This is a genomic window from Leptospira koniambonensis, assembly GCF_004769555.1.
Classification (GTDB): domain Bacteria; phylum Spirochaetota; class Leptospiria; order Leptospirales; family Leptospiraceae; genus Leptospira_B; species Leptospira_B koniambonensis.
In genome coordinates, this window is record NZ_RQFY01000004.1 from 822173 (window position 1) to 843099 (window position 20927).

General features: G+C 38.0%; 14 protein-coding genes and 1 pseudogene. 9 read left to right on the forward strand and 6 right to left on the reverse strand.

Translation table 11 applies throughout. The features are described from left to right. Positions 1-73 precede the first annotated feature (73 nt). Complete coding sequence (locus tag EHQ52_RS07915; RefSeq protein WP_244244820.1) at positions 74-1693, forward strand: LIC10124 family lipoprotein; 1620 nt, start codon at positions 74-76, stop codon at positions 1691-1693. Continuing rightward, on the forward strand, positions 1693-5265 hold the full coding sequence (locus EHQ52_RS07920; RefSeq protein WP_135614663.1) for a tetratricopeptide repeat protein: 3573 nt from the start codon (positions 1693-1695) through the stop codon (positions 5263-5265). Before EHQ52_RS07915 ends, EHQ52_RS07920 begins: the two co-directional genes overlap by 1 nt. Positions 5266-5267: 2 nt before the next feature. Here the strand turns inward: EHQ52_RS07920 and trmB are convergent, their stop codons facing one another. Beyond that, complete coding sequence (gene trmB / locus EHQ52_RS07925) at positions 5268-5921, reverse strand: tRNA (guanine(46)-N(7))-methyltransferase TrmB (protein WP_135614664.1); 654 nt, start codon at positions 5919-5921, stop codon at positions 5268-5270. A 49-nt stretch (positions 5922-5970) separates the two neighbouring features. Between trmB and EHQ52_RS07930 the strand changes: the two genes are divergently transcribed. The 3 genes from EHQ52_RS07930 to EHQ52_RS07940 all read left to right on the forward strand — a co-directional run bounded on the left by EHQ52_RS07930 (position 5971) and on the right by EHQ52_RS07940 (position 8193). Next, complete coding sequence (locus tag EHQ52_RS07930; protein ID WP_135614665.1) at positions 5971-6909, forward strand: MBL fold metallo-hydrolase; 939 nt, start codon at positions 5971-5973, stop codon at positions 6907-6909. Positions 6910-7072: 163 nt separating this feature from the next. Next, on the forward strand, positions 7073-7411 hold the full coding sequence (locus EHQ52_RS07935) for a PilZ domain-containing protein (protein ID WP_135614666.1): 339 nt from the start codon (positions 7073-7075) through the stop codon (positions 7409-7411). A gap of 77 nt (positions 7412-7488) precedes the next feature. Beyond that, positions 7489-8193 (forward strand): hypothetical protein, encoded by a 705-nt coding sequence (locus EHQ52_RS07940; protein WP_135614667.1) that lies wholly within the window; start codon positions 7489-7491, stop codon positions 8191-8193. 2 nt (positions 8194-8195) lie between these two features. Here EHQ52_RS07940 and yihA read toward each other — a convergent pair whose 3' ends face one another. The 3 genes and pseudogenes from yihA to EHQ52_RS07960 all read right to left on the reverse strand — a co-directional run bounded on the left by yihA (position 8196) and on the right by EHQ52_RS07960 (position 12069). Then, positions 8196-8870 (reverse strand): ribosome biogenesis GTP-binding protein YihA/YsxC, encoded by a 675-nt coding sequence (gene yihA / locus EHQ52_RS07945; protein ID WP_086447653.1) that lies wholly within the window; start codon positions 8868-8870, stop codon positions 8196-8198. Between the two features lie 15 nt (positions 8871-8885). Further along, positions 8886-10138 (reverse strand): annotated as a pseudogene (gene tilS / locus EHQ52_RS20315) (tRNA lysidine(34) synthetase TilS). A gap of 2 nt (positions 10139-10140) precedes the next feature. Next, positions 10141-12069, reverse strand: a complete 1929-nt coding sequence (locus EHQ52_RS07960; protein ID WP_135614669.1) for a GAF domain-containing SpoIIE family protein phosphatase — start codon at positions 12067-12069, stop codon at positions 10141-10143. Positions 12070-12411: 342 nt separating this feature from the next. Here EHQ52_RS07960 and EHQ52_RS07965 point away from each other — a divergent pair, with 342 nt between their 5' ends. Further along, positions 12412-14457, forward strand: coding sequence for a sigma-54-dependent Fis family transcriptional regulator (locus EHQ52_RS07965; RefSeq protein ID WP_135614670.1), 2046 nt, complete (start codon positions 12412-12414; stop codon positions 14455-14457). On the opposite strand, the gene EHQ52_RS07970 is transcribed toward EHQ52_RS07965, so the two are convergent. After that, positions 14454-14852: an SET domain-containing protein gene (locus EHQ52_RS07970; RefSeq protein WP_135614671.1), complete on the reverse strand. Its 399-nt coding sequence runs from the start codon at positions 14850-14852 to the stop codon at positions 14454-14456. The genes EHQ52_RS07965 and EHQ52_RS07970 overlap by 4 nt on opposite strands. Before the next feature lie 4 nt (positions 14853-14856). Next, positions 14857-16734, reverse strand: a complete 1878-nt coding sequence (locus EHQ52_RS07975) for an ABC transporter ATP-binding protein (protein WP_135614672.1) — start codon at positions 16732-16734, stop codon at positions 14857-14859. Positions 16735-17000: 266 nt separating this feature from the next. On the opposite strand from EHQ52_RS07975, the gene EHQ52_RS07980 reads away from it, so the two are divergent. The 3 genes from EHQ52_RS07980 (at position 17001) to EHQ52_RS07990 (ending at position 20861) form a co-directional block, all read left to right on the forward strand. Further along, on the forward strand, positions 17001-17612 hold the full coding sequence (locus EHQ52_RS07980) for an ACT domain-containing protein (protein ID WP_100767834.1): 612 nt from the start codon (positions 17001-17003) through the stop codon (positions 17610-17612). A 123-nt stretch (positions 17613-17735) separates the two neighbouring features. Next, complete coding sequence (locus EHQ52_RS07985; RefSeq protein ID WP_135615686.1) at positions 17736-19229, forward strand: HD-GYP domain-containing protein; 1494 nt, start codon at positions 17736-17738, stop codon at positions 19227-19229. Positions 19230-19373: 144 nt separating this feature from the next. Continuing rightward, on the forward strand, positions 19374-20861 hold the full coding sequence (locus EHQ52_RS07990; RefSeq protein WP_135614673.1) for an HD-GYP domain-containing protein: 1488 nt from the start codon (positions 19374-19376) through the stop codon (positions 20859-20861). Positions 20862-20927 lie beyond the last annotated feature (66 nt).

Here is a 20927-nt window from a genome sequence, read left to right on the forward strand (position 1 = left end):
TAAAAAGGCTCTCATTTTTTCCAGAACTAGGAAAAGATTTGCTAAATCAGTCCCTGGGAAATTTTTTTACGGGATGGGGAACAATTCATTTCGTAATCTTATTATATTCTCTCTTATTACGAGTTTTGGGCTTACTTGCTCCTCAGTACAGAAGTTAAACGAACCTTCTAAGCTGATACAAGAACCGTATTACAAGCCAATAGGCGACTCCGAGAGCGTATTCATTTTTAGAGAATCCGAGACGGACTTCCGGGTTCGTAAGGCGGGGCATGAGGTCCCGATCTTAGCTTTCTCTCCTATCGAATATCCTAAATCAGTGGATAAAAAATTGGCTTCTTACTTTGAGCAAGAGATCAGTTTGATCTGGAAGGATGTAAAATTTTCAAACGCTAAAATTTCTACAGACGTTTGGAAAAACAAATCTGGATTAACCCAAGAATTAAAATCCAAAGATGTAGATGTTCTAGTTTTAGGTTCAGTAACTGAATCAGATACGGGCTGGACTTTCAAATTTGAATTAAAAGATTCTGTGGATGCAAGTGTTTACGGAAATTTTGAGCTTTCTTTCAAACGTCCGGTTTCCAGTGAAGAAGTTGGGGCCTGGAACCAAGCAATCTTCTGGAAATCTTCCGATCGGGTTATTTCATTGGAATCTAAACAAACCACTGTTCCGGTTTGGGACAGAAAGCCTGATCTAACTAGAATTAAAGAAATCGTAAACTCTTCTATCAAAGGAACCTTAACAGTTAGAGCTTCCTCTGGAGATACTGAGATCCTTTGGAAAGGCAAGTCATTAGGAAATACTCCATTGACCGAGGTTCCAATCCAAGAAGGTATCCAAGACATTCAAGTAGTCTTAAAAGGAAAAAAACCGATCACCAAGACCATCCAAGTAAGAGCAGGCAAAAAAAGTTTTCTCTTTCAAGAATGGGAAGAAGATCGTACATTAGGTTCTGCTAAAGTAATCACAGTTCCAAATGGATTATCTGTTTCCTTGGACGGTTACAAGCAGGGAGAAACTCCTTTCTTCCGTAGTAACTTAACTCCTGGTGCTTACCAGTTGGAACTCCTAAAAGAAAGTGCAGATGGTGCTTATGTATATTACGAAGGGATCTTGGATGTAAAACCGGATCGTCTAGTAGAATTGGCGCTTCCTTATTTCGGATATGGATTATTGTCTGAATTAGAATTCTGGAAACCGTCCGGCGAATTTGGATTTTCTCCTTTCGGGCCGAATGGTTTGGAATTCGCAAAAAAGAAAAACTTACCTAATGGTTGGAATGGAGTGTATTCTCTTCCATTCATTCCAGAAGAGTTAGAGATCGAAGGTTACTTCTTACTTCCTGTAGATCACGGTGATGGTACTGTAGCCGTGACATTCCACTTGAATGGTCTTTCTTTGGGAATTGAGGCAGGAAAGGAGAAGGTTTCCATCTTCCAATTTCCTTCTGATGGAAAAACAATCAGCAGTTATAAATACTTGGATGTGGATAAAGACATAGGTCGTCCATTCTCATTCAAAACGGATTTAAAAAACAAAAAGTTGTCTCTATACTTAGGAAGAGACGTTGTTTGGCAGGGAGATTTGCCTGCGGGAGGGCTCTGGACTGTTTCCGTTTTGACCAGAGGAGAAGAGTTTAGGGAAAAAACTCCCATTAAAGATCTGAAGATTCTCTATAAGGGATACAAGTGATGAATCGTATATTTTCTCGTTTTATAATATTCTCTATAGTTTCCGTTTTTGCTGTCCAATGCGCTTCTAAAGATTTCCGAAAATCGAATTCTCAAGATGCAATCTTAGAAAAAGACATCATTGCGGCTCAAAAATTAAAACAAGCATCCAAGCTGATCAACGAAGGAAACTCCGCTTTCCAAAAAGGTAAATTTGAAGTTTCTCTTTCTAAAGGTAGAGAAGCAGTTAAAGCATATCCTACTGCAGAGGGGTATTATCTGATCGGTTCTTCTGAATATCGTTTAGGTAAAACAGAAGATTCTTTGAACTCTTTGAAAAAGGGAACTGAGCTAGATCCGGAGAATGAACAAATTCTTTTAACCCTCGGCATCCTATATACTTCTCAAGGAGCAAATAAAGACGCTCTAGAAGTTTATTCTAAATTAGAAAAACTTCCTAAGGTAGATGGAAGCGCTTATACATTCAAAAAAGCAGTATTACTTAAAACAATCGGAAAGTACGACGAAGCATATTCAGCACTCAAATCTATTCCGGAAGATAAGTTCAAATTTAAGGCTCAATTGTACATGCAATTGGGAGATACTGCTGTCCAAGTAAAAGATTATGAAGCAGCAGAAGCTTATTTTGAGAAGGCTAGAAGTGCAGATCCGGATCTGGCTTCTGCAAAACAATCTGCTTCTGCCACTAAAGTAGCTGGTCTATTAGAAAAAGGGAATGCTGCTCTTAAGGCTAAAAATTACAGAGAAGCGGTCCAATTTTTTACTTCTGCCACTCAATTAGATCCGAAGAACCCTTCCCCATTTGTATTTTTAGGAAATGCTAAAATACTTTCTAATGATACCGATGGCGCTATTAAAGCATTCGAAACTTCTTTAAGATTAAAAGCAGACTATTTAGAAGCATATTCAGGTCTTGCATCTGCTTATAGCAAATCAGGGAATAATCCTAAGGCAATTTCCGTTTTAGAAAAGGCCATTCCTTTCTTCCCTAAAAACGCAAGCATCTATAACCAAATCGGTTTGAACCAAAAGTCTTTGGGTGAAAACGCAAAGGCAATGGTTTCCTTCAGCAAGGCACGCGAGTTGGATCCAAATTATAAGGAGCCAGTTCTGAACTTAGTGTATCTACTTGCTTCTGAGCATAGATATAAAACTGCTAAAAACGAACTGGAAACTTTAAAGCCAGATGAAGAAACGAAGAAGGTTGCTGCATTCTTAGAATCTTCGGAGTTGATCCATGAGGGAGATTTACGTCTTCGTAAAGGAGATACTAAATCTGCGAAGACTTACTTTGATCGAGCGAAAGCTAAAGATCAGGATGATCCAGGAGTGTATACTGCTTATGGTCGTTTGTATCAGATCAGCGGAGATGCAAAACTTTCAGAGCAAAATTATCTAAAGGCTCTTAGTCTTCAAAAAGGAAATCTGCCGGCGCTTCAAGGTTTGATCCGTCTTTATTCTGCTCAGAAAAATCAATCTAAAGTGGCTCAGTACACTAAAGAATTGGAAGCAATCACTGGAAATGATCCTCTTTCCGGGATCGTACTCGCCAGAACTTACGAAGACAAAAAAGAATTCGATAAGGCAGAAAATACTTATAAAAATTTAATGAAGAAGTATCCGGACAACGAATCCATTCAGTTCCGTCTTGCATTTCTTTATTATAAGATTGCTTTAGAAGAGAATGAAAAAGCAAATTATGATTCAGCAAGCTCTTGGTTAGCTAAGGCTGAAAAATTAACCAAAGATCTTCCTGAAATTGCGGAAGCAAAACAGACAATAGATCAGAACAGAAAGTTCTCTGAAGTAGTTCCGACAATCCAAAAAGCAAATCGTCTTTTCGATAATAAGTCTTACGAGAAAGCAGTTCCTCTCTATCAATCTGCATATGATAAAACTAAAAAGTTAACTTTATATATTAAAGTAGCTGAATGTTATCTTGCAATGGGAATGGAAGAGAAGGGAATTTCTCTTTTAGAAAATTCTCCAGACGGATCCAAAAATCTGGCAGCTCAAGAAGCGATCTACGCTTTCTTACTTAGAAAAGGAGAAGTAGATAATGCAGAGAAAGGTTTCCAAAAGGTTTTAGAGAAAAAACAGGATTCTTATTATAGCCATTATCAGCTTGGAATTATCGCTCTCCAAAAGAAAAATTATGACACCGCAATTGAATCATTCAATCGTTCTTGGTTATTAAATCCGGAGTTTACCGCGTCTAGGATCGGTAAAGGGATCGCTTATTATAATCAGAGCAAGAGCAAAGAAGCTAAAGAAGAATTCGAGAGCGCAATGAAAGCGGATTCTGAAAATGAATTGGCTCCTTATAATATCGGGATCGTTCTCTTTAATGATAATCTTCTGGAACAATCCGTAGAGATATTCAAAGAAATCATAAAGAAAAATCCTGATTTCCCAGATGCACATTTCCAACTTTCTTATATCTATTTTAAGAAAGGAGATCTGGAAGCTGCAGACGCTGAGATTGTAAAAGCTCTTGAACTCGAAAGAGATGAAAAGTTTTTACACGCGCGTATCAGAATCCTTTCCGAATTAAAAACTAAAAATCCTGGGAATGCAGAATACAAAAAGTTAGCTATAGAATTAGGGAGAGAACTTGCAGAAAAATATCCAAATTCTCCTTATTCTGGGCAGGCAGAAAGATTGGTTCTTTCTGATTCAGACACTCCTGTAATCTTACAACCATTCCCGAATCGTGGATCTTTGATCGGGGTTCCAGTTATCATCAACGACCTATTATTGATGAATTACGGAACTTCTATCGAAGCACTTGATAAAAACAGAGCGATCCGTCTTTGGAGGATCACAAGTACTAAACCTTTCCGTAATGTTCTAGCAGATCGCAGAGTTTACGCGTTTACAGATAGAAGTTTAGAAGTCAGAGATCAAAACTCTGGTTCTGTCTTCCAGACAATCAATTTACCTGGAATGTTTAAGAAAGCAATGGTTTCAGGAGATAGAATTTTAGTAGAAACTGAAACCTCTGGAAAAAGAACTTTAACCAGTTATTCAGATACTTTCGAAGAAAATAAATCCATTCCTTTAGATTCTAAATCTTGGTCTGCTTCTAAAAAAGGACAAGTGTTCTTGGTCCAATCTTCTTCCAAAGAAGATAAGATCTTATATTCAGATGCAAAACTGAGCAAGGATATAGATTCCGCTTGGACTGGAACTACGAATCCAAGATTACTTGGTGCAACAGAAGATGGAACATTCTTCAGAACTGATAAAGAGATCGTATATGTTTCCGGAAAAGGAAAAGCGACTAAGACTGAAATTTCAGATAAAGCAGCTAATCTATTCAGCGTAAGAGGGAATTCTCTCTGGTTTGCAGGAAACGACAAAATTTATCGTGTGGATGCAGATTCTTCCAGTCTGAAAGAGATCAAAATTTCAGACAAAGAAGTCGAAGGTTTATTACCTGGTAAAAAGAAAGATGTGATCGTATTATATAAAGATAATACAGCGGTTAGATATGATGAAAAGGGAGAAGCTGTCTGGACATATAAATTAGTCCAGGATTCAGACAATGTTTACTCTTTATTATATCATTAAGATCAGTCAGAAACTTTGATCCGATCCAAATAGTAAATCCGGGAGCCTGCCTCCCGTTTTTCCTGCTCAAAATGTGAGATTGGAAAGTTTACCCTTTGTAGAGAAAACTCTGAATTGATCGCTTTATATCTAAGATCATCTCTAAAAAGACGAATTCCTTTGCGTGCGTAGGGTCCATAGTCAGTTGCAAAATGGAATTTGCCTCCATTATTGAGCAGTAGATAGATTGCATCTAGGAATTTTGGATTTAAAGTTCTGTGCTTATGATGTTTACGTTTAGGCCAAGGGTCCGGAAAATTCAGAAGAATCTCGTCGAAAATTCCTGATTCAAAAATTTCTTCTAAAAACCAATTGAAGTTCACTGAAAGAAGTTTAACGTTCTTGATATTGTGTTCTTTCAGATCACGGATTGTTTTGCGTAAACGATCCGCCTTCTTCTCCATGAGAATAAAACCAGTGTTTGGACTCCCTTTAGCGAGGGATACAGCGACTTCTCCCCAGCCTGAACCAAGCTCTAGATAATATGTCCCGAATTCTTCGGAAAACAAATCGTTTTTTTTTAATTTACTTCCGGGGTTTAATTTTAAGAAATAATCAGAGGTAAAGGGGATTCTAGTAGCGATCTTCCATTGTTTTTCACGAAAATTCGATGTCATCGCTGAATACCTGCAAATACCAAATCTCTTAGTTGTCTAATTTAATACAGTGAAAATAAAATTATACGGAGTGAGAGGGTCTCTTCCTACTCCGCTTTCCGGTTCAGAATATAGAGAAAAGTTAGAAAAGATCCTAGAGTCAGCTCATAGGGAATTCAAACATAAGAACGGGACCTTCTCCGTTCCTACATTCTTACAATCTTTAAGCCCGGAACTGTTACGACCTGTGGGAGGAAACACCACTTGTGTATATGTTGAATCTTCAAAAGGTCAGAAATTAATTATAGATTGCGGTTCTGGAATGAGAGAGCTGGGCAATGATCTTTTGAAAGAAGGTATAGCACAAGGTGGTGCTATCCAAATTTTAGTGACACATACTCACTGGGATCATATACAAGGTTGGCCTTTTTTTAAACCTGGATATATTCCAAGTGTACAAGTAGATTTCTATTCTACTATTTCTAATCTTAAAGAAAGATTCGATCGCCAGCAAAATCCAGAAAACTTTCCGATCACATTGGATGAGATGATGTCTAAAAAAACATTCACTCTTCTTCAAAGACAACAAACAGTCGAGATCGGCGATTTTAAAGTAACTCCTTTCCTTTTAAAACATCCAGGGAATTGCACAGGCTATCATATAGAAGAGAATGGAAAAAGTTTCTTATTCTGCACAGATGTAGAAGTTAGAGAAGAGGACCTGTCCGAATTCGAACATTTACGCGCTAAATTCGGAAGTCCTGACATGTTGATCATAGACGCACAATATAGCTCCGAAGAAGCAGATCGTAAGATTGGTTGGGGCCATACATCCGGCAGATTAGCGGTTCGTTGCGGAGAAGTTCTAGGTGTAAATAAACTGGTACTAACTCATCACGAGCCTGATCATCCAGACGAAGAAATCATACGAATGTTCAATCAAGAAAACCAATCAACTGCACTGTCAGAGATTGTGCTAGCTAGGGAATCAGATATATTCCAAATATAATCTTTATATTAGTACAAGAATAGATGTTTAGATCTATTCTTAATCTTTCTTTTCATATCTAAATTTCTTTTTTAAAAAGAATCTTCTCTTTAAAAGAAATCTTCTTTTAAATTTTTTCTTAGTACTGTATGCTCTCACGGCTATGCAAAGAACAGAGATCGGGATGAATCCTTCTGAAAAGGTACTACCTGATTTGCCGGCGGACCAAAGATTTTATACAAGGTTCCGTAAAGACAGTCGGGTTAAACTTTTCGAGGGAGGAAATTGGAGTGAAGGTGTTTTGGTAGATATATCGATGATAGGGGCTTCCATTCTTTCGGATGAAGATTGGAATCCTGGTAAAAAAATTACGATTATGTCGCCAATGTTTACCTGCGAGATACCAGGAGAGGTTATTCGTAAAACTGTTAACAATATGGGACAAAGATATGCGATAGTATTTCATGATCTTTGTGACACAAGCATACTTGAGATACTTAATAAGATAGCTCATTGCAGATAACGTTTTTCTATTAAGTAAAGGGAATTTTTTTCCAAAACTCTAAACTCAAGGCTTGCCAGGCCGACATTTATAATAGGATGAACCTGGGAGTTATACAATCTTCTTCCATGATGGAAAGACCGAAAGATACTTCGGTTAAGTACATTGGTCACGGGCAACTGGAAAGTGCGCCTCAGGCTAGTTCTGTACTCCATGTTATTTCTCATGAACTTGCTCATGTTGCAGAATTTCGTAACGAAGCAATTCGAGATAATGCTGAACTCAGATCTATAGACGTATCAATTGAATACGAACTTAGAGATGGGAAATTAGTAGCCGTTGCTGGGGAAACCAAAGCAACTACAGTCAAAAAGACTGAAGAAAAGAAATCCAATCTTTCCCCTTTAAATGAAGAAGAAAGTGGGAATTCCAACAAACAGGCTGATTCTACTAAGAAGAAAGAAGCTGCTTCTCATTCTGAGCTTATCTCTGATAAAGAATGGGAACTTATGTCCGAGCTAAGGGACATTGATCTAGAATTGAATCGATTGGATAAGAATCAGGTCTCTTCTCATGATGATCCTCAAGGAAAATCGGAAGACGAAGCTCGCCGTCATATGGAGCTTATAGAAAGAAAACGTAAGTTGGAAATGGCGTTAAGCCAGGAAAAACTGAAAGCTCTTTTAGAAGAGACTTTAAAAACAATCCAAGAACTAAATCAAAAACAGATCCAGTTTGCCGGACAAGTATATTATGGAGATGCAATCAACTCCGCCGGTAACCTTTTAGAAACTCACGTTTAATTTTAGCCTTGTTCGTTGGTCTCTTGAGGGATCGTGTCTTCTTCCATTGGAGGAATGATCAAAGATTTCATCATATTCTCTATGATCTTTCTGAGTTCGGGTAATCCTTTTCCGTACTTAGGAGAAACAAAAACGATTTCTAACATCGGATACAACCCTTGGATGTTTTTCATTTTTTTTCTAAGTTTGGAAAGTTCCGACTGATTGAGTTTATCTACTTTAGTACGGATTAAAACAGGTTTAGTTCCTTTTTCGAAACAAGTACCGATCAATTCTAATTCTTCGTCAGGTAATTCTCTCTGAGCATCTGATAATAAGAATAAACATTTTAGATCTTTTGCGGAGTTCAGATAATTCATCAAAAGATCCATCATCTGCTCATGATCTTTATGAGAATTTGCAGAATAACCAAAACCAGGCGTATCTACTAAAAACAAAGATTTAGAAACTAAGAAAAAGTTAAGAAGTTTCGTTTTACCTGGAGTTGCAGAAACCTTAGCTAAAGATTTTCTTTCTACGATTGCGTTTAATAATCTGGACTTTCCGGAATTGGAACGACCAGCAAATGCGATATGAGGAATACCTTTGGAAGGAACTTTAGAAGCGTCTGCATAAGAAGACAGAAATCTAACTTCTCTAAAGAATGGGTCCGGCTTTAATTCTTGGAGTTCTTCCATAAACCTCTGGACTCTCTAATCTTGAAGGAAATCATCCGATCGAATATCATCCAAACGGGCATCCCACATACGAAGACAAAGCAATACAGTTTTCCCTTCCCGTTTTAGAATGGGTAGCATTTTTCTGACCGGAACCGGAATCTCTTTCTCTCTAAGGATTTCGGAAACGTCTCGATGGATTCCTCCAAGCAGGATTTTTTCTCCTTCTCCGTCGTTAGACGGCTCGCAATTTTTCGGGATCTTTTTTGTCTTACCATTCCATTTCAAAAAGAAAGAGTCAGAGTTATAACTGAACGGTTTCAAATAAGAAGCAGTTTTAGGTAAGATGTACAAATCTGACGAAACACTTTTCCAAAACCAAACTTCTTTGTTTTCTAAAGAGAAGGAAACTTTTCTGTCCAGGTTATGAAGAAGGTCCGTAAGAAACTGAGAATTCAGAGGATGAAGGCCTAAACTTTTCAAATGTAGGTCCAGAACTTGTTTACAAATAGAAGCTGGCTCTTCCTCCAAAATCTGCCTGGATATTGTTCTAATTTCGTCTTCGTTTACTTTGCGACTTGTAGTTCCACTTCTAGGAAAATCTGGATCATGAAAATTATGAAAAATTTTATCAGGATCGGCTCCTTCTTTCAAAAGTACAGGAAGAAGTTCAGATCGGATCCTATTTCTAAGATATCGTGAAGAATAATTGGATTCATCTTCGAATACAGGCCAATCGGCTTTTGCCAATGCGGTTTTACGATCTTCTTCCCCGAATAATATTAATGGTCTGAATCTATTATTTTCTAAAATTCCTAATGTACGCAGAGAATTCCAGCCACCACCTCGGATAAGTTGCAAAAGTACTGTTTCTAAATAATCTTCTGCATGATGGCCGGTTACGATATAACCGCCTATCTTTTCGGAAATTTTCTCTAGATCTCTGAATCTGAGAATTCTTCCAGCTTCTTCTAAACTTAGTTTGGTCTTAGTTGCAAACTTAGGAACGTTTTTTTTTTAAAGGTAGAATTAGGAGCTATGGAGCGGATATATTTTAAGATTTCAGATTCTTGTTCTCTATTATCACGAATCGAATGATCCAAATGATAAATGGTCGGAAAATGAGAGATTAGATCTTTATGATGAAGCCAAAGGTAGAATTGAAGAAGTAAGGAAGAATCTTTTCCGCCAGAAAAAGCAATCACAGCAGGTTTACTTTTCATAAAGTCTTGGTAGTTTTTTAATTTGGACCAAGCGGATTGAAAAATGGATTCTAAGGTTTCGTTCATTTTTATTTTAAGCGTTTTACGCCTATTAAAGTAATATCATCTGTCTGTTCCCTTTCCCCAGTAAAGTTTTTTATCTTTTTTAATACGGTTTCCAAGAGAAGAGGAAGACTTTCTTTTCTAGCTTCAAAAACACATTTATGCAAACGTTCCATTTCAAAAAAGTCTTCAGAAGGATCCATTGCTTCCCAAACCCCATCTGTGAACATCAGGAAAAAATCACCTGGTTCTAAATTAAATTCTCCACTATTTTCAAAATGGTCAATGTCCGGATCTATTCCTAAAACCACTCCTCCTGTCGGAATTTCCTCTAAACGATTTTCCTTTTTACGATATACTAAAATATTTCCCTGACCTCCTCCACTAAATACAAAACGATTTTCGTTTCGATCCCAATGAATAATGGTTAAAGACATGAAACGGGGAGAGACTATATCCTTAAAATAATTTTGATATAGATAGGTATTAACTGTTTGTAAAATTTCCCAAGGGCTTGGATTTTTTCTGACTAGAGAATGGATCACTGTTCTGACAGTTGCCATTACAATTCCAGCTGGAACTCCTTTACCACTTACATCACCAATGCAAACATAAGTTTCTTTGTTGGTGGGATGCGTTATAAAATCGTAATAGTCCCCACCTACTCCAATTGCAGGTATCATGATCCCACCGAATTCATAGTTCGGATGATCTGGCATTTTTCTTGGAAGTAATGATCTTTGTAAGTCTCTAGCGATCTCAATTTCTTTATCCAATCTTTCTTTTTCAGCTCTTTGGTGAAATAGATGAAAGTTTTGGACTGAGATTCCCGCTTGGACTGCGAATGCGTTTAATACATCTATTTCTTCAGGACTCCAATGTAGTTCTTCTTCTTTGGCGAGAAGTATCCAGATCTCTGAATTATCAGAACGTAATACTGGTAAGATTGCTAAGTGTTTTTTTCTACCGTTACTTCCTAAAGTTTTCCATTCTTTTAAATCAACGGAATCCATTAAGATGGCGGACTCAGTAGGTTTCTTAAGTACGTTCCATTCTCCCTTTAATTGAACATTTAATTTGATCTCTGGTGCTCTTGGACTTCCAGTAAGTATATGTCCTTCGGTGGAGATTGTTTTTCCTGACTCATCTATTTTTCTTTCTAACAAAACGAAAAGATTACTTTCTGAAAATTCGGTTAAGGAAAGAAGAATGACCCGGAAAATTTCAGTTCTGTACTTGAATCCTAAACTACTAAGTTTTAAAGCCGCTGAGTGAAGATTTCTAAAATTCCTGGATTGTGTTTGAGAGACCTCGAAAAGAATTCTATTTTTTAGTGTGGTTGCAAACTGGCTTGCGATCAATTCTAGAAAATAACGATCCTTCTCCGCTTGCACCGGATCGTCTTTTTCATAATCTACATTAATTAACCCTAATACTTCTTTTTTGAGATGGATTGGTACAGAAAGTTCTGATTCTACCTTGTTTACTCGGCCGTATTGTCTGATCTGTTTATGAGGTTGTTGATCAAATCTATAATACACTGATTTACATGTTTCGATCGCCTGTCCTAGAGGCCCATTCTGTTCTCCTTTTTTGATCTCCATTCGAAAGGCTAATTTTTCTAATGCAGGACCTTTTTTATTCTTACATGATTTTACTAAGATACGATCCAATCTTGGTTCATACACCATGACCGAGATCCCTGGAAGATTCAATTTTCTAAATGCTAGGTTTGTAAAATTTTGGAGAAGGTCGTCTAGATTTGGACTAGTATTAAAAAGAGAAAGAAATTCTAATAATATCTCATTCGATAATGCGTGAACTTCCGGAGGTTTAATCCTGTTTCGTTTTCTTTTTTCTAAGATCCATTCTCTCCCACAGGTATTACAAAGAAATTTTCCATCTTTGAGTTTCCCATCTGGAAGATAAAATTCTCCGCAAAATACGCAGGACATCCGGAGAAAGATGGTAAAGAAAATGTTTACTTGAGGAAAGACGTTTTCATCTCATTTTAAATAAAATCATCAGATAACGAGAATTCGTTCTAAATTTTGAAGATTATCTTATTCTAAAATTCGAAAGTATATCGATCATTCGTAATATTATGTCCTTTGAAATACTAAGCATGACTCGATTCTAATGCAAATTTTGCATCTCTTGCTTGAAACAAAGCGACTTGCTTGGATTTTAAGTTTTTTTCCTTGACCGCAAAATCATCAATCAGCACCTTTTTTAAGCAGATGTCCGGTTACATAAAACCCAGCCCACTCCGCCATATTCAAGAAGTGGCAACCGCAATGAATTCGACCTTAGATCCAGATCGTCTTCTGGATCTGATTTTGGAGAGATGTATCCAAATTTGTGAGGTTGGATCTGGTTCCCTCATGTTGATCAGCAGGGGTGATGAGGTTTTAGATATCGTTACTTTCAGAGGGATGAACCCTTCTGTTCGTACAAAAGTTAAACTTAGAGTTGGCGAAGGTATTACTGGTATTGTTGCGGCTTCCGGCGAAGGGATGATCGTTAACGATGTTACCCAAAATCCACATTACATTTCTATTAAGGACGATATTCTTTCCGAGCTTGCTGTTCCGATGATTGTAGAAGATGAGGTAATCGGAGTTATCTCTCTAGACTCTAGTAGAAAGCAAGCTTTCTCTGAAGAGTATCTTGAGCTCGTTTCCACTCTTGCCAATATGGCGGCTCAGATCTTTAAGAACCTCCAAACTTTCAGACAGTTGGAGCAGAAAAATAAGATCCAACAAGTACTTATAGATATTTCTAGAACTGTAACTTCTACCTTAGTACTCCAAGAAATTTTTGATGATGTGATGGATAGATTGGATAAGTCTCTCAATCTTGAAAGAGGTTCCATCGTTCTATTTGATTCTGAGAAGAATATACTAAAACTCAGTGCGGCTTCCGGACTTACCGCAGAGGAAATGGAAAAGGGAGTATATCTTCCTGGAGAAGGAGTTACCGGAAAAGTTTATGAATCCGGAGAAGCTGTTATTGTTGAATCGATCGTAAGCGATGAGAATTTCCTGAATAGGCTTAACAACGCGAGTCATTTTAAGAATAATCCTGAGAACGTTAGTTTCTTAGCAGCACCTATCAAATCTGATACTGACGTGTTAGGTGTAGTTAGCGTGTTCTTCGTTCATAAAAAATACGTGGATCTTAAAACGTATTTAGACTTCCTTCAAGTAGTCGCCTCCGTAATTTACCAAGCGATCCGTATTCAAAAACTGATCGATGAAGAAAAACGTGAGATCTCTAGAGAGAACATTTTATTAAAACGAGAACTTAAGAATAAGTATAAGTTTGGTTCTTTGATCGGAAAGTCCAAGTCTATGGAAAAACTTTTCGAAATGATCCAACTTGTTTCTGATTCTCGTGCATCAGTTTTGATCACTGGAGAATCCGGAACTGGAAAAGAGATGATCGCTTCTGCGATCCATTATAATTCTTCCAGAGGTGATAAACCTTTCATCAAGATCAACTGTGCTGCTATTCCTGAAAATCTTTTGGAGTCTGAATTATTCGGTCACAAAAAAGGATCATTCACTGGTGCAGTCGCTGATAAAAAAGGAAAGTTTGAGATGGCCGATACTGGTACCATCTTCTTAGATGAGATAGGAGAGATGGATCTCAATCTTCAGTCCAAACTTTTGAGAGTTCTTCAAGAAAAAGAAATAGAAGCAGTAGGTTCAGTTAAACCTAAGAAGATCGACGTAAGGATCATAGCTGCGACTAACGCAGATCTGGAAGAACTGATCTCTCAAAAATTATTCAGAGCTGACTTATATTATCGTTTGAACGTTGTCAATATGTTGACTCCACCTCTTCGCGAGAGACCGGAAGATATTCCTCTTCTGATTAATCACTTCATTACCAAGTATACTTCTGAAAATGTTAAGAAGATCAAGGGTATCACTAGGGAAGCTCATAAACTTTTAATGAGTTATAGCTGGCCTGGTAACGTTCGTGAATTAGAGAACGTAATTGAAAGAGCAGTTGTACTTTCTCAATTAGAAATGTTAGATATACAAGACTTCTCCGAGATCAGTGGACGTATACTTTACGGCGACGAGGGAGAAGATGTTGAAGTCGGTATGGATCCAGAAGCTTCTTCCGAAGTTGCAAGTTCCAAGTTCTCTCCTGCTCATTTAGATGCGTTGGACGGAAGAGCTATGGAAGTTGTGGTAGGAGAAGTCGAAGCAAGACTGATCAAGTATGCGATGAAAAAATTCAAATATACCAAGACCAGAGTTGCTAAGTTCTTAGGAATCAACAGAAACACTCTAGATAAAAAGATCAAAGATCTTAAGATAGATTATTAAGAAGGAAGTTTTTCTTTCCAGTTCTGATCAAATTGTTTATAGTTACAGGTCAATTCTTCGTCCTTTAGGATCTTACGGACAGCTCTGTCCTTTCCTGCGGGATTGCTTGTTCCTTGGACTCCACTTTTATCTTCTAAAGTGTTTGATTGATCACTATGGTTCATGAAGCGGGAATTATCCACGCAGAAGTACCATTGTCCTTCGAACAAATAAGAATAAGTATAGATCAGATTCTGGAGTCTTTCTGGAAGAGCTTGGACTTCTTCTTCTGTTAGGGTCCAAACAGTTTTAGGATGGAACTCCCACACGAGTTCACCTTCTTCAATATCTCTACCTGCAAAAACCCCAAGGCCTCCTATTGGAGACTCGGAAACGTAAGTCGGAACTTTCAGCATATTTCTATAATCCGATTGCGGCCGCGGAAAGTGAATCATTTTCCGGAGAAGGATAAGGTTCCAGACTTCCATTTTTTAAGACCACTACTTGGTCGGCGGCATGTAAACCGGTGAGTCTATGGGTCACAGAAACGATTGTTCTTCCTTCTCTCAATTTTTGGAGAGTTTTTAAGATCCTTGCTTCTGTGATTGGATCCAATGCAGAAGTAGCTTCATCCAAGAGAAGAATTTGAGGATTCCTTACTAAGGCTCTTGCAAGAGCGATCCTTTGTTTTTCTCCACCTGAAAGTTTTGAGCCCTTGTCTCCAGCGATAGTTTCGTATCCATCAGGAAGTGCAGAAATGAATTCGTGGATCTCCGCAAGTTTTGCTGCTTCGATCGCTTCTTCAGGAGTTGCGTCAGGGCGTCCCATACGAATATTTTCCAGAATGCTAGTATGGAATAAGAAAGTATCTTGGAATACAATTCCGATCATGGAATGAAGTGCATCCAAACGGATCTTCTCCATTGCAATCCCATCCAAAGAAACTTTTCCTTGGTTCGGTTCCATCATTCCTAAAATGAATTTTAAAATAGTACTTTTTCCAGAACCACTTTGTCCAAGGATTACTGTATAAGTTCCTTTTTTGATCTCTAAGTTGACGCCGCTTAGATTTTTAGTTCTACCTTTATAACGGAAATGTAAATCTTCTAGTTTGATTGAATTTTGTAATTCAGAAGGTGCAAATGGACGTTCTCCTCCTTCTGATTCGAAGGTAGGAGTTCTTAAAATCTCTAATATTCTTCTAGCGGATCCGCTTGCTTGGTTCATAGTAGGAAAATATTGAGACACATAAAGTAGAGAATAAGACAAATTCAAGAATGGAGGAAGAAAAGCCGCTAAAGCTCCAACACTCACCATTCCATGGAATGCAAACCATGCGCCCGAAATTAAAAGTACTGCTTGTAAAAGTAAAATTCCGCCGGAAGCAGAACGTTCTAAATATGAATTGGTCAGTCCTAATCTTAAGGAAACGTGAAATAATTTCTCACAATTCCCTTTGAATTTATCCCAGAAAGCTCCATCCAAATCGTAAACTCGGATCAAGTTCTGAGCGGAGATAGATTCTTCAACCGCGGTGAGGACCTTGGCTTCTTCTATCTTTCTTTCGTAACTTGCTGCAGTAGATCTAGTGGAGAAGAATACAGGCCCCAAGAAAGTGATTGGCCAGATCAAGGTAGCAATTGCTCCTAACTTCCAATCTAAAGCGAATAATAATGCAGTTCCGAAGATTGCTTCGAGTAATGGAGAAATTCCCCAAGGAATAAGCGCAAGTACTGCGTTTTCTAAAGCAGAAAGGTCGGTGGAGAATCTTGAGAGAACATCTCCCAAACGAGTATTTGCATAGAAGTCCAAGTTCACTCTTTGTAGGTGAATGAATAACTCTTCTCTCATGTCTCTTATAGCACGAGCTGAGACCCAATTGTATAAATAGTCTCTGACTGTTCCTGCGGCAGTGATTAAGATCGTGCCCCCAATTAGAAGTGCACCTGTAACATAGAGAACTGTTTCATTCTTTCCGATGAGAGCCTCATCGATTAAAAACTTAAAAGAGAAAGGAATTGCAGAATAAACGATGATTTCAGTAAAAAGAAGGCCTAAAACGATTCCTAGTCGAACTTTATAATTTTTAAAATATCTGCCTAGTCCAAGAAGAATTAGAAAAGGAGATTCAGAAGAAGGTTCACTCCCTACAAAACTTGGCCCTAAAGAAGAAGAATAAGAGCCTCGAGCAGCCTGGCTTCCTTGTGGAACCTTAGGTACTGCAGTTTTTGTATTAGATTGAGTCGCCTGTGTTTTTCCGAATTTGAATCCTTCGGTAAATTTCTGTTTATTTGTCATATATGTATCCCCAGCGGGAAGAAGGGCGTATCGGTTAGTAAAAAAATTTCTCCGATTTCCCCAGTATATTCGGGAGTGCTTTCCGCGTATATCCGGTAGCAGCAGATTTTCCTCGAACTTCTGTCTCATTGATGAAAAATTTTAGGAGACAGAATATTGAAAAAGGAGCTACTACTCATTTAGACTTCGAAAACATTCCTCAAAAACTCGGGTTTTTGAGTGTTATTTTTCAAGTATTATGCAGGCTTTGTAGGAAAGCGGAAACTATGATAGAATTTAACTACAAAGAAGAATATGGAGTCTATAGAGTAACTCTCAAGACTTCTGAAACTGCCCCAGGAACACTTCATAAAATGGTGAAGGCAATGTTCTTTATGGGATTTGAGATCCTTTCCGGAGATATTCGCACGATCAAGGACGGGGACTCCATGATCAGTTACGACGAATTTCTTCTTAGATCTCCTGAAACAGATTCTAAAATCAAGGCATCCAAACTCGGCATCTTAATGTCTTCTGTCTTTTCCGATGATAATGCGTTGGAAGAGATGATCCAAACCTCAAGTGAAATAGATATTCGAAATACATTTTATCTAGGACAAGATTCTCAATTGGAATTTGAAGACGTACCTGGCAATTCTGCTACAAAGTTCTACTTAGAAGCTCCCGATAGAAAAGGATTATTATACTTTGTTACCGGAGTTTTAAAGGATCTGGGGATCAATATTCTCTCTGGCGAAGTTAGAACAGACGGTAAGTCTTTGAAAGCACAGGATACATTCATACTGACCGACTCTCGTACAGGGATTGGGTTTGCTGGCAGCTCCACAGAAGAAAGGATCCGTAGATATATTCTACAAAGCAGCCTAAATCAAGTTTGATCGGGCATATTTGAAACGTCCAAACTATTAAACCCATAAAGAGACGTATTATGGTATCGGAATGATTCGATTCATTGGATCGATTTGCCGATATTATTATCCAGGAGTTCCTTCCACCTAACGATGGACGCAGCCAGAGATTTACAAAAATTCGATTTTACAGAAGAAGTGATCCAACACTTTCGAGAAAATAGAATTATACCTGTCGATTTTTATAATAAACACGGACAGATCCTAATTCATAAAAAGGATATGGCCACCGGAGACGATATCAGTCGTCTTCAAAAATTCGAAAAACAAGGGATCTATTTTTTAACTGCTGAGATTGCCAAGATCCATCCGGGTTCTGCTAAAAAAAGTTCCTTAGATCCTTCTTTCGATAAGCTTATTAATCCTACACTCACTTTGGATATGTCCAGGGGAGCGACCGATCTATTATCCGATATCAAAAAGTTTCCGTTAAACGGAGATCATGTTAAAGAGATCAATAAATCCATTAACGCAGTCCTAGACGATTTTAAATCTTCTCCGAACATGGAGACTGGACTAGTCAATATTATAGAAGTAATGAAGAATGCGGGTATGCCCGTTGACTCAGAAGTTCTCACTAAAAGAACTGTGATCGCAATGGCTTTGAAAGTAAGGGCCGCAAAGGTTTTTACCAAAGTAGATATGGACCAGAAGAAGACAGAGCAGATGAATCTGATGATGGCTTCTTATCTCGCGGACATCGGTTATACTCAGATGAAGATCCCGACTCACGCGAATCTAAAACCGGAAGAGTTGGAATATATTAAAAACCATCCAATCATCAGTTATTTGATGATCGCTAATCTTCCAGAAATCGAAGATCCGGTCAAATCAGTAGTTTTGAATCACCATAGACCTCATCGCGGAGAAGGGATGAATAATAATTATCCCCAAACCAAACCTTTGGTCCAAAAACTCCAGGGTTACAGAGAAAAGTATAAAGACGATTTTCGTAAAAACCTTTTAGCTACTGATATCCAAAGACAAGTAAAGTCTATTCTTACTAACGCAATTTCTTACGAAGATATTGGGATCCTTTCCATCGCGGGTGAATTTGCTTCTTTAACAACTCCTCAGCCTTGGAGAGAACCGATGGATGGTCTCAAGGCAATGAAACTTATATTGAATAATAGTTTTTTTGCCTATAACGAGAAAACTCTCAAAGACTTTTTCGATCATGTTGGTCTATCCTTATGTGATAACCAGCCATTCGTGAAAATCGGAGATTACGTTATTGTAGCTTCTCAGGATTCAAATCGTAAGGTATTCTTCGAGATCTGTATTATCAAAGATTCACACAAAAATTCAATCCGACCGATGTTGGAAAGAGTGGGAACTATCCGACCGAAGTTTGCAAATAACGGAAAGGTAAGGATCTCAGGCTTCGAGATGGGCAGCTTGGCCGTGGATAGAAGAAGAGCAATTTTCAACCTGGAACGTAACGCTGACCCTAGAAGGATTATCTATTTGGTAGATCCGGAAATTGATCCTGAGTTTTTTGACTCATTGGATCGCAAAGTAAGGGAAACATATCCCTCTAGGACTTCTTCCGATTCGGATTCTGCCTCTAAAGCGCCCGTTTCTTGATCGATTGACACAATTTCGGAAATTTATTCTTGCCTACTAGCTAGGTTAAATCATTTCTTTGATACTACACATATATCTTACTTAAACGTTATGTACTTTGGGTTTATATTTTTGGCCCTCTGGTAATGCGTATGGATTTTTACTATGACTCAATTTCAAAGTGGTCCAATCGATCCTCTCAGACTTGAAAGATTTGAGTTCAATGCAGAAGTAATTAGACAATTTAAAGAAAGTCAATCCATCCCGGTCGACTTTTACAATAAGAACGGACAGATCTTAATCCATCGCAAAGACAGTGCTAGCGAAGCGGATATTAACAAACTGCAAAAGTTCGAATTACAAGGGATCTACTTCCTTCTATCCGAAAGACATAAAGTTGTAATTCAAACAGACCAACCCGACTCGGTAAACGGCAAAAAAGTTTCCTTTATCAAATTAGTGAATCCTGATCTTACTTTGCAGATGGCAAGACAGGCTTCTGATCTTCTCAAAGACCTAAGAGATTATCCTTTAAATGGAAATCATGTGAAGAATGTTGCGAAGGCGATCGACGGGATCTTAGATGATTTTGCGAACAGCCAAGACGTTGAATTAGGTTTGGTTAACGTAATCGAAGTAATGAAAGCCGCAGGAGTCGAAACTGATTCCGAAGTTCTAACCAAAAGAACTGTCATCTCTATGGCGATGAAACTGCGCAGTTTGAAAGCGATTTCCATTAAGGATAGCGAAAATTCCAAGGCACAACAATTGAATCTGATGATGGCAGCTTATATGGTAGATATAGGCAAGGTCAGAATGAAATTTCCTGTGCATGGAAACCTAAGTACTGAAGAATTCGAATATGTAAAAAATCATCCTATCATTAGTTACTTGATGATCGGAAATATGGCTTCTATCCAAAGCCCAGTAAAAACCGCAGTATTAAACAGTCATAGACCGTACAGAGGAGAAGGATTAAATAATAACTATCCTTCTACAACTTTCTTACAGAAACGACTGGGAGAATATTACGAAAAATATAAGAACGATCCTTCCAGGAGTGTACTTGTAGAAGATATGCAGAGGCAATTGTATATTCTGCAAAACAATTCTTATAGCGAAGATGATCCTGCTATTATTTCTATCGCGGGAGAATTTGCATCTCTCAGCAGCGAACAACATTGGAGATCTGCATATTCTCCTATTACCGCCATGAAGTTGATCTTGAATAATAGCTTTTTTTCATATAATGAAAGAGTGGTTAAGGAATTTTTCGATTTTATGGCATTGAGTTTATGTGAGAACAAAAGTGTTCTGAACGTAGGGGACTATGTGATCGTAGTTTCTACAGATTCTCAGCATAAGATTCACTTTGAGACCTGCGTTATTAAAGAGATTAACAAAAACCAAACCCGCCCTCTTTTAGAAAGAGTTGGAACAATCAGACCTGTTTTCTCTAATAAAGGAAAACTTAAGATCGTAGGTTACGATCGTAAAACTTTCCGTCCTGATATTAGAAAGGCAGTCTTCAATCTTGCGAACGCAGTGGACCCAAGAAGGGTGATTTATTCTATCGATCCTGAATTGGATCCACCTTTGTTTGATCTGATTGATAGAAGTTACCGTAAAACAGCTCCGAAATCTGTCGCGTAAACAGTTCTCTTTTCCTTCTCACTTCGGAATCCTACTTTCTTCCGTTGGCGGTCTCCTGTTTTCTGG